We start from the raw sequence: 15295 nt of genomic DNA on the forward strand, positions 1-15295 counted from the left end.
CGGCGGCCTGAAACCCGGGACGGGTCACCAACATTTCTGGCGCATTCGTCGCGGATGGGTACAGACTGACCTGATGCGAGAGTCCACCGGAGCGCCCACCTGCAAAACCTGTCTTCACGGTCTCGAAATCGCTGGCACGACCGCGCACCCCTATTGGTACTGCCCGCACTGCCACATTTCTGCACTGAGCGAGGCCGCGCTCTACCCTCTCCACACACCAGCCAACAAGAACACGGACTAAACCGTCCGGCTCACCCGGGAAGCATGCCTCGACCGCGCCTAGTTGATGGCCAATCTGAGGGGCGCATCATGCTAATTGATTCCCCGACAGGGTGGGGCCCACGACTGTGCTCGCTCGGTACGGCGTCCAGCGGCGTGGCCGACGAGAGGGAACGCTGACCTCAACAGAGCACGCGCACCGGCCTCAATGAACACGATGAGACCGTAACCTTCCACGTGCACGGCGCCCGACCCACGGTCAAACACTGCCGACCACTTGGCACCAACCATGGCTAATGTGGTTGACAGTGATTTCACCACGAACGACAGATGGCCACCTCCACGATCCGCGGAGGACGAACCGTGCCACGTCACAAAGGAGAGTCAACGTTGAATCAACATGAGCCGTGCACTCTGGAAGACTTGGAAGTGCTCGCTATTTCCGATACTGAGTGGCGGGTAGGCGACCGTCGACGAGGTGAACAGTCGCCCGAGAAGGTGCTCGGCTACATCGAACAGCGTGGCTCGGCCTTTGACGTCCTCAACGTCGATACCCCCGGCCGTCACGTCACCTTTCCCCACTTGAATTCTGCAATCGAATCCTTCGCAATCGGCGCACGGGCAACCTGACCGTGGGTAGGCCCGCAACAGTGCCTGTCGGGGTCGGACCTCCCCCAAATCGGCACCCACCTCTGCACTGGGTCCAGTCCCGAGGGTTTCTTCAAAGTGAATTTCCTGTCGATGAAGATTGGCGGAAAACCTCGATGGCCAGGTTTCGGCAGCTTTCATTTCGGCAAAGAGTTTTGAACAGGTGCTGGCCTGCAGAAAACCAAGAGACGGCGTCGATCGTACCGATCTGGTCAGAAATGATCAATTTCGGCTCCACCCGCCGGCTTAGAGGTTTACGACAGTTCTGTAGCAAGACAAGATGTTCCGCCCGCGGCGCGACGGTCATGTCCCCTTGAGTGGTGTTGTTTCCCGGATTTGAGCGTTGCTTCGTCAACGCGAAGAGCCATCGTGCGATGGTCAGTGAGTACCGACTAAAGCAACTCACAAAGGACACCACACGATGGCTCTAGACCAGTCTGCCCTCCTCACCCTGCTGGGAGAACTCAAACTCACCGATGTCACCGACCGCATCCGCGTCGCGACCGAAACGTTGTATCAAGAACTGATCGATGCGGAAGCGAGCGCGTTCATCGGCGCCGCCCCGTTTGAACGCTCCGGCGGCCGCACCACGTATCGCAACGGCACCCGGCCACGGACTTTGAGCACGACGGCTGGGGGCCTCGATCTGAAGATCCCCAAGCTGCGCGCCGGGTCGTTCTTCCCCGCCCTGCTCGAGCGCCGCCGCCGCGTCGACCAGGCCCTGTTCGCCGTTGTGATGGAGGCCTATGTCCACGGCGTCTCGACCCGCAAAGTCGACGACTTGGTCAAGGCGCTCGGCGCTGATTCTGGGATCTCCAAATCGGAGGTGTCCCGGATCTGCGGCGGCCTCGACGCGGAAGCGGCCGAGTTCCGCGACCGGACCTTGGCCGCGCAGGACTTCCCCTACGTGTTCCTCGACGCCACGTACTGCAAGGCGCGCGTCGGTCATCGCATCGTGTCCCAGGCAGTCGTCGTCGCGATCGGCGTGGCCGCCGACGGACGGCGGGAAGTCCTCGGGTTTGACGTGGGCGACAGCGAGAATGAAGGCTTCTGGACCAGCTTCCTACGGTCGTTGAAGACCCGCGGTCTCGACGGGGTGAAGCTGGTCATGTCTGACGCCCACACCGGGCTGAAGAAAGCCATCGGGACGGTCTTCCAAGGCGCCGGGTGGCAGAGATGCCGGGTGCACTTCATGCGAAACGTCCTCGCCGTGGTCCCGAAAGGATCCCAGGAGATGGTCGCGTCAATTATCCGCACCATCTTCGCCCAGCCCGACCGCGAGCACATCGAGAAGCAATTCCGTGAAGTCACCACGATGCTCGGCCGATCACACCCGAAGGTCGCGTCGATGCTCACCGACGCCCAACCCGACTTGCTCACTTTCGCCGCGTTCCCGCGGCGTCACTGGCGACAGATCTGGTCGACAAATCCGTTATCTGTTTACCGGCTCTCGAACGACACGTCCCTCTCAGTACTGCGAATGACGAGGGCTCCACGCTCGTTGGGGTGGAAGCTCTTGCACACCGGCCGACAAAGGAGTCCACGCTATGAATGTTTCAGCGAAGAAGATCGACGGAGCTTTCCGCATCGTGGGCGATTGGGACGATGCCGCATCGGCGAATGCCTTTCTCGGGCACCTCGATGCCCGGGCGTTCAGCCCGAGCACGGTTCGCTCCTACGCCTTCGACATCGTCAACTTTGCACGGTTTCTATTGGCGAGGGACAGTACCCTTGTCGAGGTCTCGCCGATGATGGTCTTCGAGTGGATCGACTGGCAGGGCGTTCGTTCACACGGCACACCTGACCGGGCCGAGGACGCTTCGGGCGCGGTGCGCACGGCGGCCGCATCGACAGTCAACCGCCGGGTCGCTGCGGTGAGGGCGTTGTTCGAATACTTGGTGATGGCTGGCGCCTGCCCTAACAATCCCGTCCCGTCTGCGCGACGGCGCAGTAGTCCGGGTGCCTCGACCCGCGGCCTGCTGGGTCATCTGGGTGCCGGACGCTCACGCGGCGGGGGTCGACTGGTGCGTCAGCCCCAGATGCTGCCGGAATCGCTGCCTGTTCGCGACGTCGACCGTTTCCTGCGTTCGATGGATATGCACCGCGACCGCGCGATCGTGTTGGTGATGCTGCTGGGCGGTTTGCGGGCTGCGGAAGTGCGCGGGCTGCAGCTAGCCGACGTCGACCTCGGGCGCCGCCGCCTGCGCGTCGTGGGCAAGGGATCGAAAGAACGGCACGTCCCCGTCGATGGTGCTTTCTTCACCGAGGTTGCCGCCTACCTGCGTCACGAACGCCCCGCCGGGGTGAAGTCTTCGGAGTGTTTCCTCGTGTTGAGAGGGCCAACTACGGGACAACCGTTGACCGAAGCGGGGCTACGTGGGGTGTTTCGCCGCCACCGGGAGACCTCGGGGGCGACCCGAGTGCGTCCCCACCGATTGCGGCACACCTATGGCACCGAGCTGGCCTCGGCCGGTATTGACCTGTTGGCACTGCGGGAGCTGATGGGCCACGTTTCCCCGGACACCACCGCCCGCTACGTCCATCTGAGTATCGAACACCTCGCTGCCGAATACGGCGCCGCCCGCGCGACTCTCGCCGCCAACGCCCGATGATGATCGTCATGACCACCACATTCCTGCCTCCAGTGGTGACGCTGCGAGACGGGTACCTCGAGAATCTGTCGATTCTCGGCCTGGGGCCCAGGGCCATGCGGGACCGCGTTCGGATCGTTGATGCTTTCCTCGGCAATCACCCGGACCTGGCCGAGTGGATGAACGCCCCGGCGTTGTCTCGTTGCGAGGAGCTGGTTCGGACCGGCGCCTGGCCCGTCATCGTTTATGCCGTCGCCCACAGCGGCCTGCTCCTGGACTTGGAGCTGATTGGTGCGAAGAACCTCACCGGCCTCGGCTCGGCGATCGAGGTGCGCGACCCGGATGGATTCACCCGGATACGCGCCGCCGGAAACCGGCTCGGATGGACATCGAAGTGGGTCGAAACTCTTCTCGGTGAAGGCCTGGCCGTGCTCCTCGCCTGGACGGGCGGAACAACGGCGCAGCTGACCGCCGACATCATCGACGCGTTCGAATCGGGACTCAGTGCCACGAAGACGCTGACGCCGTCGATGCTCCGCGCCTACCGCGCACGGGTGGCAGGGCTGAGAGCGATCCTGTTCGACACCAGAGTGATTGACACGCCTCCTCGGCGGCGGTCCACCGCGTCGAGTTACGAGGAACGCTTCGCTGCGGTGGAGATGGTGCCCGCGCTGCGAAAGACATTCTTGCGTTACGTCACCGTCCGGTCCGCAGTGGCCCGTCCCAGCACGGTGGACTGCCTGATCAATGACCTGCTGCCGTTTGCGGAATATCTCACCGCCCACGCTCCGGAGATCCGACACCTCCGTCACCTGCGGCGCCACCACATCGAGGCCTACCTGATCTGGAACCGCCACCGGTCCTGGCGCGGACGTCATGCTTCTGCCGGCGCAGGTCGCACCGTCTCGACCGCTGTCGCGCAGGCGGCGGTGTTGACACTGCGGAACATGCTCGAGGACATCACCGACTGGGGTTGGAAGGACGTCCCCACGCGTCGGTTGGTATTCCGGGCTGACATCCCCAAGATCGGTCAGCCGCTGCCGCGCGCTCTCGCCCCCAACATCGACGCGGCGCTGATGGCAGCAGTTGATGGCATCGACGATCCCTTCGCCCGCGTCGCGGTGACGGTGTTGCGGCACACCGGATTGCGCATCGGTGAGCTCCTCGACCTGGAGCTGGGCAGCGTTTATGACTACGGCCTCACCGGCTCGTGGCTGAAAGTCCCCCTCGGCAAACTCGCCACCGAGCGGATGGTTCCCCTGGACGCGACCGCGCTAGCCGCCCTCGACCAATGGACGAGGCAGCGCGGTCCCTCACGGGCACTGCCGCACCCCCGGACCGGCACGATCACAGACTTCCTCTTCACTAACCACGGTCGACGACTGGGACCGACCCGTATCCGCAACGGTCTGATCGCTGCTAGCACCGCTGCGGGACTCCGCGGCGCCGACGGGACTGCCCTGATCGTGACGCCGCACCAACTCCGCCACACCTGGGCCACCGAACTCGCCAACGCCGGGATGAGCCTGCAAGCGCTAATGGCTTTGCTGGGCCACGCGACCGCCCAAATGACCGTCCGGTATGCCACCCTCGCCTCGCCGACGCTGCGAGTCGCCTACGACGACGCCGTCGGCAAAATGCGCCGACAACTGACTCTCACTCCGGTCGGCCGCCCGATCGTTCCCGACAAGGTGGCCTGGCTCAACAGCGAGATGATCAAAACCCGTGTCGCCCACGGATATTGCTCCCGGCACGAAAGCGCCGGCGCCTGTTCCTATGCAAACATCTGCGAGAACTGCGCCAACTTCACGACCGGCCCCGAATTCACCGACGCTCTCGCGGAACAACTCGACGACATCCAAGCTCTCACAGCCGATGCCAAACAACGCGGCTGGGACGGTGAAGCAGCCAGACACGCCACCACCGCGGCAGCCCTCACCAGCCACCTCCGCCAAGTCCGACGGTGACATCGAAAAACCCCAATCCCCTTGACCTGACAACGAGAGCCGGTTAATAGAACGGGTCAACAAGGAGATCAAACGCCGCACCGACGTCGTCGGCGTCTTCCCCAACTCTGCCGCCCTGCTCCGCCTCGCGGGCTCAGTCCTGATCGAGCAGCACGACGAGTGGGAAGCCGGCGAACGACGTTACTTCTCCGAAGCCTCAATGCTCGAGCTGACCACAATGAACAACCCCGTCGAAGTCATCGATGAGGCGGTGATCCTCCCCGAGCTCGCTGCCGCCTAAACTAAAACAACTGACCCGCACGGTGACGATGAATTACACCACCCAGCGGGACGTGGCCCGCAGTCGCCGATACTACTTGCTCAGGAAAGTCATCCTATCCGTCTATGACTTGCGCAGGCAACCCAACACGATGCCGCCAGCTTAGTGCGGTGACGTAGAATCGGGGTTATGGCTGCATCGCGCGATCGTGCCGAAATGAATGTCGAAGACCTCACGGTGTGGTCATCCGTAGCGACGATGCTGGAGCGCCTTCCCGCAGTGCTCGATACGCAACTGCAGCGTGATAGCGGCCTGACCCACTTTGAACATGGAATCCTCTACGCCCTCGATGTCGCCCCCGACCGATCGCTTCGGCTCAGCACCCTTGCCGGCTATGCCAGCTGCACGCTGTCTCGGCTCTCGCGTGCGGTGTCGCGCATGGAATCGCGGGGGTGGGTGGAGCGCGTCGTCGACCCGCGCGACGGGCGGTTCACTTTGGGCGTCCTGACGAGCGAGGGCCATGACAAGGTCGCCGACTCGACGCCTGGTCACAATGCGCTGGTGCGGAGGCTCGTCTTCGACGCTCTCACCCACAGCCAGGTCACACAGCTGGGAATCATTAGTCGGAGGATCTCAACGGCCATCGGTCCTGACGTAACGTGGACCCCGCCTACCAGCCTTTCAATCGAAGAACCTCAACCCAAAGCGAAAGACGCTGGTGCTCGATAGGCGGTCGTCCAGCGACGCAGTTTGACCTTGAACTGGTCATTGGATCTTGGCGTGCGACGTGTGTCACAAGGGAACCCGTAACGGAACGTCTTCAGCGGTTGAGGAGTTCGTGCGAGAGGACGACGGTGGCGAACTCGTCGTGAAGATTGATCGCGGTGACTCGGGAAAGTTCCGCCGCGCTGATCATTCCACCTTCGAGGTCTGTCCTGTCAAATGTGTGGGTCGCATCTACAGCAAAGTAGACGGTGTATCCCAGGTTTCCGCCAATGCGCGCTGTTGTTTCACAGCAGTGATTGGTGGTGATGCCGCAGACCACAATGGTCGAGATAGCGTTTTCTCGAAGCCAGCAGTCAAGATCGGGTGTGCCGTGAAAACTTGAGTTGACCGTTTTCTGGACCAATAGATCCGGAGTGCCGGACATGTAGCTTTTCAACGCATGGCCGGGGTGTCTGGGGTGCAGCGGAGAGAGCGGATTGGAGGAATTATGCTGCACGAAGACGACCGGTCGCGAAAGCCTGTGCCACTCGTTCACTAACACTGCGATGTTCTGATCACAGTCCGCGTTGTTTCGGGGTCCCCACCATTCGGCTTGGTCAAATCCTTGCTGAGCGTCAACGACGATCAGGGCGGTGTGATCATCGATCGAGGGTAGTTGGATCACGATTTAGGCTCCAAAATAATTTCAGGTCAATGACCAAAATGGTTGGTCCAAGACGCCATCTAGGACTGGGACCGATACAGACACTATTCAGCATCCCATGACGGCGGCATCGCGCCACTTTCTGGCCAGCAGATGGGCGCAGACGCTATTCCCGCAACCGGAACTCCAATGTTCCAGAACAATTGACACGGCCGGCGGCACGCTGGTCACTCAAAGCTCCCGATGGGGAACCTTGACCGGACGCTCCCCCGGTGGATCCTATGGCCTCAGCAGATCGTGGCCACGTCAATCCCGCATGACCTGTCCGTACGGTGTAATCCCGCGAAGGTGCCTGATCCGGCGCCGCCCTGTACGGCAGCAGCGTCCTAGTTGTTCTTCCCACGGAGGTTGTGTGCGTGGCGAGTTGTAAAAAGGTGAGGACCTCCTGTATCGATTGGGTTACCACACTCACTCGATGCCACGGAGGCCCTCATCTCTCACGTTACCCACTTCAACGCGCCGCTGACCCCGGCAGGACGCCTCAAACTCGTCGAACTTGTCATCGAGGACGGCTGGGTTCAGGCGCGCGTCGCTGAACGCCTGCAGGTCTCCCGCGCGACGGTCTCTAAATGGGTCCGACGCTACCGAGCGGATGGGTTATCGGGTCTGACCGACCGCTCGTCTAAACCGCGCCGTTCACCGGCGCAGACGGCCAAGCGCACGGAGCGACGCATCGTCGCGCTGCGCTTTGGTCGGAGGTGGGGACCACACCGGATCGGCTACCACCTGCGTCTGCCCCAGTCGACGGTATCCAAGGTCCTCAACCGGTACCGGATGCCGCTGCTCGGGCACGTGGACCTCAACACCGGACTGCCCGTGCGCAAACCCAAACCGCTCCGCTACGAGCATGCCAATCCGGGCGATCTGGTGCATTTGGACGTGAAGAAGCTCGGCCGAATCCCCGACGGCGGCGGATGGCGCACCCTCGGAAACGCCGGAAGAAAGAACAAAAAGAAATCAGTCCCAACCGGGTACTCGTGTTTACACTCGGCCCTCGACGACCACTCTCGGGTGGTGTATTCCGAGATCCTGAACGACGAGAAAAAGGAAACCGCCGCCGCGTTCTGGCACCGAGCCCACGCCTACTACAAGTCACTCGGAATCACCGTGACCCGGGTACTGACCGACAACGGGTCCTGCTACCGATCCGGCCACTTCAACGAGGCGCTCGGCGACATCAAGCACAAGTACACGCGCCCCTACCGCCCCCAGACGAACGGCAAGATCGAACGCTTCCACCGCACCCTGGCCTTCGAATGGGCCTACGCCCACCACTACGACTCAGAGCAAGCCCGAGCAGCAACGTACCTGGACTGGATTCACAGCTACAATCACCACAGACCCCATACCGGCATCGGCGGCAAATCACCCATCGACCGCGTTCACAACGTCAGTGGGAAGAACAGCTAGTAGCGGTCGGGCTCAGGGCCGAGCTGAAAGCGACGGCCCTGAACCTCGGTGGGGATGATTTCCACGTAGATGTACTTCAGAGTCGGGGCCAGCGGGCGCAGCGGCAACTGATCGGCGTCGTCGATCTCAGACCTCTTCTCGAGGATGCGCGCCGTTCCCTTGACGACGACGCTCCACGCTTCCTCGGCACCAACGCCATCCGTCTCAAACACCACGTGGTTGTTCACCGTGAGTTCGAGCAGCTTTGTCCCCTCGGCCGTGCGAAACAGCAGACGCCGGTCCGCGGCGACGAAGTTCACGGGGAAGATGTCAAGAATACCTCCGGCACTGACCGCGAGGCGGCCCAGACTGCCCGAGAGCAACGCGTCCCAGCTTTCGTCCTCGGTGAGAATGCGGATCTCTTTAACGTCGTCGATGTCCATGCTTCATCGTGGCACGTATGAGAGCAACCGGGAGACGACGTGACCGAGACCTTTCTCCTGCCCACAGTTCCCGCCCCGTTACCTTGTTCATATCCCCGAAAGGGGGTAGGCGCCGGGACTTTCAGCCCTACGACGCCTGGCGGCCCTGGCCCTCTTTTCAATCGGCAGAAGCCGGCGGTCCCTGAACCCCATCACTCACACGATGCGGTTCAGGCTGTCCCTGCGCCGCATGACCACTACGAAACGGGCCTCAAGATCGATTATGCGGCTCCCGACCCACGCTCATAGTTGAGATGTCGGTCATCAGCTGCGCAAACTTGTGTCGGCTCTCTTGCGAGGTGATGAGGTCGATGTCGAGACTGATTTCCCCCCCGGCACGAACGAATGTTGCCCAGCCGCCGATGAGGATCGAGGGTTCGAAATCATGGCCCAGCCGATCGACCAGCGCACGGATGACTCCGTCCTTGTCCTCGTAGAGACTAGGCACTGGTTTGCTGCTCCCAATCCGCGGCCGGGAACAAGCTCGTTTTCAGCGCGCGGGTGAACTCGGCGGCTTGCCATCCTGGGCTTGCCCAGAGGTCGGCGTAGGTCTGAGCGAGACTGGCGTAACCGGACCGCCATTTCCGTGCCGCGTCCTGATCCTCGGTGAGGATGATGACCTCATCACCCGCCGGAAAGTCCGCCTGCGACACAGTGCGTGTGGTGTAGATGATTCGTCGGCCGAGATCGGCGACAGCATTGCGGCCACCGAGGTAGTGCACGGCGGCGGTACTGCCGCTGAGGGCGTAGTCGACTTCACCGTCGTCGAGAAACGTCTGGGCGGCGGGCAGCGTTGTGGACACCACAGTGTCGGCGCGCAGGATACCGTAGGCGGCGAAGGCATCGAGGAGCTTCTCCGGCGCGACGACAGTGTAGCCGCGACGGGAATTCGCGCGGATGGCACCGATATCAAGGAGTCGTCCCAGCGCCTGATGAGTAGTGGACGGCGCGACCGACGCCGCCTTGGCGATATCGCCAATGCTGTTCCAGTCTCGCTGTCCCCCCAGCGCGCGACTCGGCTGTCATGTCCGTTTTTACGGGCCCGTTCGCAACGTTCGCGCGCGCTGATGGATATGTCGATCGTGCTGCCGGGCACGTCCCTGTCCATCATTTTCGATGCTGACAACTCGAGTTGGGGGCGCTGTTGCAGCGTAAACCATGCTGAGGCCGCGATGATGACGATCATCGGTCAAAGTCTCCCGGCCACCAAACCGGAATTCAGGAATCGTCGCTGTCCGTGCGGTATCCTGCGAAAGGTGACATTGGCAGTTCGTTCTTGGGGCAAAGTCATATGGTCGTAGCAACGCTCTAGTGAATGGAGCGTTTCATGGTCAAGTTGTTTCCGCCGAATACTCGGACTGAGTTCATTGATCTCGTGTGTGCCGGGATGTCGATCGATCGCGCGACACGGCGGGTAGTTGCATCTGTCCCTCTGTCGTCTTTCATCTCGCTGCTTGCTCTTGCCGCGCTGCTTTTTGCAGTTTTTACTTTCCATTCCGAGGCCACCGGGCATGCCATGCACACACCGGCTTCCGCTGCGTCAGCAGTAGCCGGTCAAGAGGCAGTCGTTATGGGCATGGTGGCTGTCGTGGCCGCACCCGTTGTCGCTTCGATTTCCTCGGGCGGCCTCGAGGGAATGCTCGATTGCGCGCTGCTCGTGATGACGTGCGTGCTGCTGCTCACCCTTGTCGCCCTGTGTTCCTAATTCGGCTTCCCGACGTGTATCGGCGCTTGCTCGATGCCGGATGCGTCACTCTCGGGTCTTGGCGCAGCATTGCCTTACCGATTCACCGCCCCAGCCTTATCCTTCTGTCCATTAGTCGCGTTTAGATCCTGATGCAGTTCCGAGCCAGTACGTGGCAGCGGAACTTTGTCGCGCCCTCGGCTACGGCTGAAGTCGCCGTCATTCCCGGACTCCTCGCTTCGTTTTAAAGCGGCACGCTGGAACGCGCTGGACACCCGGCTGCACGCGCACCGATCTCGTCCCATGCGACGACGGCCTCGAGCCTCACCGTGAGCACCGATACGGGCGAAGGCTTGGTACGTCTGGATTCCATCGACGATTACGAGGACACATGGACATCACCGGTCTCACCGGCTTGCTGACCCACGCAACACCGAACGACACCGGCCATCCGGCCGACGTCCGACTCATAGATTAAAGGAAACTTGATGAATTCGTCTCTTACGCGTCGCACATTCCTCGGTGCCTCCCTGGCCACAGCAGCTACGGCAGCGTTGGCATCCTGCACTCCGTCGACATCCCCCGCAGCAGGAAAGGTTGATCGCATCTTGCCAACTGATCAGCTGGTTTCACAATATGAAGATGCTCGCCCCTCGAACGGGACAACGGTCACGCAAAAGCTCAGCGCCGGGGTTTTTGACACGTCCGTCGCCGGTATTGCGCTGAGTACCTGGGGGTACAACGGAGCACTCAACGGGCCCGTTATCCGCGCAAAAACCGGGGACACGCTCGACGTCCCGGTCAGCAATACGCTCGCGGAATCGACCAGTGTGCACTGGCACGGCCTGGCTCTACGCAATGACGCCGACGGAGTGCCTGTTGTAACCCAACCCGCGATCAAACCGGGCGCCGACTTTGACTACAAATTTCGACTCAACCAGCCCGGCACCTATTGGTATCACTCACACGTCGACATGCAACGCGAACGCGGACTCTCCGGCGCGCTCATCATCGAGGACCCGCACGAGCCAATGCTGTACGACCAAGACTGGGTCATCTTGCTCGACGACTGGCTCGACGGCATCACCGGCACACCCGTGGACGTTCTGGACGAACTATCCATGGGGATGGACATGTCCGGAATGGATATACCTTTTCGTTGCAGGTCCTACTGGCCTGCGCCGTGCTCCATGTGGGCGGATTCGGCGGGCTAAAAGTGGACGTCTCCGTCCTCGTCAGGAAATCACCCATCAACCGCGTTCACAACGTCAGGGGAAGAACACCTACGGGCATGTTACCGTCAGGCACGAGACCCGACGAGAGGACCAGTTCCATGAACGAAGCCACACAGGATGACCCGCCGGCCAGCATGCCGCGCATCGGCGACGCCGCACCTCCGTTCGAGGCCATCACCACCCAGGGCAACATTTCCTTCCCCGCTGACTATGCCGGGAAATGGGTGATCCTCTTCTCACATCCGGCCGACTTCACGCCGGTGTGCACCAGCGAGTTCATGATGTTTGCGTCCATGCAGGACGAGTTCAAGGCGTACAACACCGAACTAGTCGGTCTCTCAATCGACGGGCTCTACAGCCACATCGCGTGGTTGCGAACGATCAAGGAAAAGATCACCTTTCGTGGCCTCAGCGACATCGAGGTGACCTTCCCGTTGATCGAAGACATCACCATGGAGATTGCCAAGAAGTACGGCATGATCATGCCGGGTGAGGACAGTACCAAGGCTGTCCGTGCGGTGTTCGTGATCGACCCAGCCGGCATGATCCGGACGATCATCTACTACCCGCTCAGCCTCGGGCGCAACTTCGATGAACTGCTCCGCGTCATCAAGGCACTGCAAACCGCCGATGCGTTCAGCGTCGCCACGCCCGCTGAATGGAGGCCCGGGGAACGCGTCATCGTCCCCACCGCCGGATCCTGCGGAACCGCCAAGGACCGAATGGACGGCGCAGAGGAAGGCGTCGAATGCATCGACTGGTTCTTCTGCACCAAGGAACTCTCAGCGGACAAGGTCGAAGCCACCATCCGCGTTGGTCCAACCGGCCAGTGACGACCACCGGTTGGACCGGTCCACGACGGGGACTGGGCCAAACGCAACAGGTAAATCAAGGGCGGAAGCACGACAACGACGACCAATCGCGCCCCGACGAATCGGTTACGACTCCCCTGGTACGTGAGGTGAGGAGGAGACCGGCCTGAGGATCCGCGTCATCGCTGAGATCGGCATGTTGGAGCGGGCGGCGCCGGACGGCACGGTCTTCCGGATCCACTGCTTCACAACCGACCCTCTCAAAGGGGTATTCGCCGCCGGTAGCGATGCCGCCGGGGGTTCGGTGGGCCACTGCTGGTGAGCTTCGAACATTGAAACTAACGCGAGGCTTCCTCGACAGCCTCCGCCACTGCCCCTACTGCCATCAACGCGCCGGACCAACCTAACCAAGTACTACTAGGCGTCGTTCACCGATGCGGGTCTTCAACGGTCCTATCGCGTCTCTCACCCTGCTCTTCGTGGCCGTCGGCCTTGATCCGCTCCTGCCGTTCTAGCGCCCGGGCGGACAACGAGAGAATCGTGTCAAAACCCACAATGTAGTCATACGTATATAGTGGGCCTACACCCTCACCGCGGGCCTGGGCCCGCTACTGCGTAGGGCTCGGCACAGCGACATCGTCGCGAGTGTCGGTGTCGGTGCCCCAAAGTCATCGAAGCGAAGTGGGTTTGAATGTGTTGGATTTCCTAGGGAACAGGTTTGATCAAATCCTGTTCTCGAGCTGGCAGCACTTCAGCCTCGTGGTGCAATGCCTCCTGCTCGCCACTCTCCTCGCCGTCGTTCTCGCCGCGCTCGTGTATCGCAGCAAGAGCCTCAGCGCGGTCGCGAACTCCGTTTCGGCCATTGGACTGACGATTCCGTCCTTCGCTTTCATCGGTCTCCTCATCGCCCCTATTGGTTTCGGGGTCTTGCCGGCCGTCATTGTGGTGACCTTCTTCGCCACGCTCCCTGTTCTGCGAAATGCGGTGGTCGGGCTCTCCGGAGTCTCGCCCGCAATCGTCGAATCGGCCCGCGGCATCGGGATGAGCCGGTTTCGGACCCTGCTGCAGGTTGAGCTCCCGATTGCCTGGCCGATCATTTTGACCGGGGTTCGGGTGTCAGCCCAGATGGTCATGGGAATCGCGGCAATCAGCGCATACGCCCTCGGCCCGGGTCTGGGCGGATTCATTTTCTCCGGACTCTCCAGACTCGGCGGCGCCAATTCCCTTGAATCGGTCCTGACGGGTGTCATCGGCGTCATTGTGCTCGCCCTCATTCTTGATCTTCTTCTCGTCGGCCTCGGCCGGCTGACAACTCCGCGAGGTATCCGTGTCTGAATCAACTAAAGAATCCCTCCCATCCATCGAGGTCACCGGTGCGAGCATTCTGCTTGACACTGTGACGAAAAGATTCCCCGGGCAGCTTCAGCCGGCCGTCGACGGCCTCACCATGGAGATTCCGGCGGGCAAGATCGTGATGCTGGTCGGACCGTCCGGGTGTGGCAAGACCACGACACTCAAAATGATCAACCGTTTGATTGAGCCCTCGGCGGGCAAGATCGTTGTCGACGGAAATGACGTGACCGGCATGAACGGTGACGAACTCCGACGCGGCATTGGCTACGTCATCCAGGCCGGCGGCCTGTTCCCCCACATGACCGTCGCCACCAACATCGGCATCGTCCCCAAGATGCTGGGTTGGGACAAGGCCCGCATTGCGGCACGTGTCGATGCGCTGCTCGAACTCGTGTCACTGGACCCCGCTTTGTACCGCGACCGGTACCCCAATGAGCTGTCCGGTGGACAGCAGCAACGCGTGGGTGTCGCGCGTGCTTTGGCCGCTGACCCCCCCGTGCTGCTCATGGATGAGCCTTTCGGCGCCGTCGACCCGATCACCCGGCTACGCCTGCAAGACGAACTGCTAAACATTCAGGAGGAACTGCAGAAGACCATCGTGTTTGTCACCCACGACTTCGATGAGGCAGTCAAACTGGGCGATTGGATCGCAATCTTCAACGAGGGCGCCCAGCTCGTGCAATACGACACGCCAGAGCGAATCCTGGCAGAACCCGCCAACGAGTTCGTCGAGGACTTCATCGGGTCCGGTGCCGGGCTCAAACAGCTCACCCTCACCCGGGTGACCGAGGTGGGGCTGGGCGAAGCCGTCGTCGGTAAACCGGGGCAGCGGGCCGCAGACGTGCTGAGCCGGGTAAAGACGGCCGGGCATAGCCACGCGGTCATCGTGGACGAACGCGACAGTCCGATCCAGTGGCTCTCGCTGCGCCAGCTGGAGCGTTTGGAGACAATCACGAACGTCCCCGACCCGAAGCTTCCCGTCGTCGGCTACCGGGCGACCCTGAACGATGCGCTGGATACGATGCTCGTATCCAGCGCAGGGGCGGCCCTCGTGACCGGACGCCGGGATATGTTCAAGGGCGTTATTGACGTCAAAACGATCATGGACACGATTACGAAGGCGCAGGGCGCCGCGCAGTCGGCGAATGCCCCCGTGGGTCTCAACACCGGCGTCTTCCAGGCTGCAGCCGCCGCCACTGCCGGTGAGTCGGCCCAGCCGTGAGCACC

The 15295-nt window shown here is 61.8% G+C and carries 14 protein-coding genes and 3 pseudogenes; 13 read left to right on the forward strand and 4 right to left on the reverse strand.

Annotation, left to right across the window (positions count from 1 at the left end):
- Positions 1-609: 609 nt before the first annotated feature.
- From QMK22_RS14640 to QMK22_RS14665, 6 genes and pseudogenes are all read left to right on the forward strand, one after another.
- Positions 610-849: a hypothetical protein gene (locus tag QMK22_RS14640; RefSeq protein WP_283498390.1), complete on the forward strand. Its 240-nt coding sequence runs from the start codon at positions 610-612 to the stop codon at positions 847-849.
- Between the two features lie 439 nt (positions 850-1288).
- Positions 1289-2302, forward strand: a pseudogene (locus QMK22_RS14645) (IS256 family transposase); the annotation flags it as partial.
- 112 nt (positions 2303-2414) lie between these two features.
- Entirely contained in the window at positions 2415-3479 is a 1065-nt protein-coding gene (locus QMK22_RS17590) for a tyrosine-type recombinase/integrase (RefSeq protein WP_502857778.1), read from the forward strand.
- Positions 3480-3487: 8 nt separating this feature from the next.
- Positions 3488-5425: a tyrosine-type recombinase/integrase gene (locus QMK22_RS14655; protein WP_283498392.1), complete on the forward strand. Its 1938-nt coding sequence runs from the start codon at positions 3488-3490 to the stop codon at positions 5423-5425.
- Positions 5426-5471: 46 nt separating this feature from the next.
- A pseudogene (locus QMK22_RS14660) lies at positions 5472-5705 on the forward strand (transposase); the annotation flags it as partial.
- A 168-nt stretch (positions 5706-5873) separates the two neighbouring features.
- Positions 5874-6413 (forward strand): MarR family winged helix-turn-helix transcriptional regulator, encoded by a 540-nt coding sequence (locus QMK22_RS14665; RefSeq protein WP_283498393.1) that lies wholly within the window; start codon positions 5874-5876, stop codon positions 6411-6413.
- A gap of 91 nt (positions 6414-6504) precedes the next feature.
- On the opposite strand, the gene QMK22_RS14670 is transcribed toward QMK22_RS14665, so the two are convergent.
- On the reverse strand, positions 6505-7074 hold the full coding sequence (locus QMK22_RS14670) for an isochorismatase family protein (RefSeq protein ID WP_283498394.1): 570 nt from the start codon (positions 7072-7074) through the stop codon (positions 6505-6507).
- A 471-nt stretch (positions 7075-7545) separates the two neighbouring features.
- Here QMK22_RS14670 and QMK22_RS14675 point away from each other — a divergent pair, with 471 nt between their 5' ends.
- A complete protein-coding gene (locus QMK22_RS14675; protein ID WP_283498469.1) occupies positions 7546-8523 on the forward strand; it encodes an IS481 family transposase in 978 nt (325 codons plus the stop codon).
- Here QMK22_RS14675 and QMK22_RS14680 read toward each other — a convergent pair.
- The 3 genes from QMK22_RS14680 to QMK22_RS14690 all read right to left on the reverse strand — a co-directional run bounded on the left by QMK22_RS14680 (position 8520) and on the right by QMK22_RS14690 (position 9790).
- Positions 8520-8945 carry a pyridoxamine 5'-phosphate oxidase family protein gene (locus QMK22_RS14680; protein WP_283498395.1) on the reverse strand — a complete coding sequence of 142 codons (426 nt, stop codon included), beginning with the start codon at positions 8943-8945 and terminating at the stop codon, positions 8520-8522. The two genes, QMK22_RS14675 and QMK22_RS14680, sit on opposite strands and share 4 nt — an antisense overlap.
- A 250-nt stretch (positions 8946-9195) precedes the next feature.
- Positions 9196-9432 carry a hypothetical protein gene (locus tag QMK22_RS14685; protein ID WP_283498396.1) on the reverse strand — a complete coding sequence of 79 codons (237 nt, stop codon included), beginning with the start codon at positions 9430-9432 and terminating at the stop codon, positions 9196-9198.
- Positions 9425-9790, reverse strand: coding sequence for a hypothetical protein (locus tag QMK22_RS14690; protein ID WP_283498397.1), 366 nt, complete (start codon positions 9788-9790; stop codon positions 9425-9427). Before QMK22_RS14690 ends, QMK22_RS14685 begins: the two co-directional genes overlap by 8 nt.
- 509 nt (positions 9791-10299) lie before the next feature.
- On the opposite strand from QMK22_RS14690, the gene QMK22_RS14695 reads away from it, so the two are divergent.
- The 6 genes and pseudogenes from QMK22_RS14695 (at position 10300) to QMK22_RS14720 (ending at position 15290) form a co-directional block, all read left to right on the forward strand.
- Positions 10300-10689 carry a hypothetical protein gene (locus QMK22_RS14695; protein ID WP_283498398.1) on the forward strand — a complete coding sequence of 130 codons (390 nt, stop codon included), beginning with the start codon at positions 10300-10302 and terminating at the stop codon, positions 10687-10689.
- Positions 10690-11156: 467 nt separating this feature from the next.
- A pseudogene (locus QMK22_RS14700) lies at positions 11157-11243 on the forward strand (twin-arginine translocation signal domain-containing protein); the annotation flags it as partial.
- Positions 11244-11276: 33 nt separating this feature from the next.
- Positions 11277-11882: a multicopper oxidase domain-containing protein gene (locus QMK22_RS14705; RefSeq protein WP_283498470.1), complete on the forward strand. Its 606-nt coding sequence runs from the start codon at positions 11277-11279 to the stop codon at positions 11880-11882.
- Positions 11883-12001: 119 nt separating this feature from the next.
- Positions 12002-12736, forward strand: coding sequence for a peroxiredoxin (locus QMK22_RS14710; protein ID WP_283498399.1), 735 nt, complete (start codon positions 12002-12004; stop codon positions 12734-12736).
- A gap of 672 nt (positions 12737-13408) precedes the next feature.
- Positions 13409-14050, forward strand: coding sequence for an ABC transporter permease (locus tag QMK22_RS14715; RefSeq protein WP_283498400.1), 642 nt, complete (start codon positions 13409-13411; stop codon positions 14048-14050).
- Positions 14043-15290 (forward strand): ABC transporter ATP-binding protein, encoded by a 1248-nt coding sequence (locus QMK22_RS14720; RefSeq protein ID WP_283498401.1) that lies wholly within the window; start codon positions 14043-14045, stop codon positions 15288-15290. The genes QMK22_RS14715 and QMK22_RS14720 overlap by 8 nt, the downstream gene beginning before the upstream one ends.
- Positions 15291-15295 lie beyond the last annotated feature (5 nt).

Source organism: Cryobacterium sp. PH29-G1, from assembly GCF_030063365.1.
Taxonomy (GTDB): domain Bacteria; phylum Actinomycetota; class Actinomycetes; order Actinomycetales; family Microbacteriaceae; genus Cryobacterium.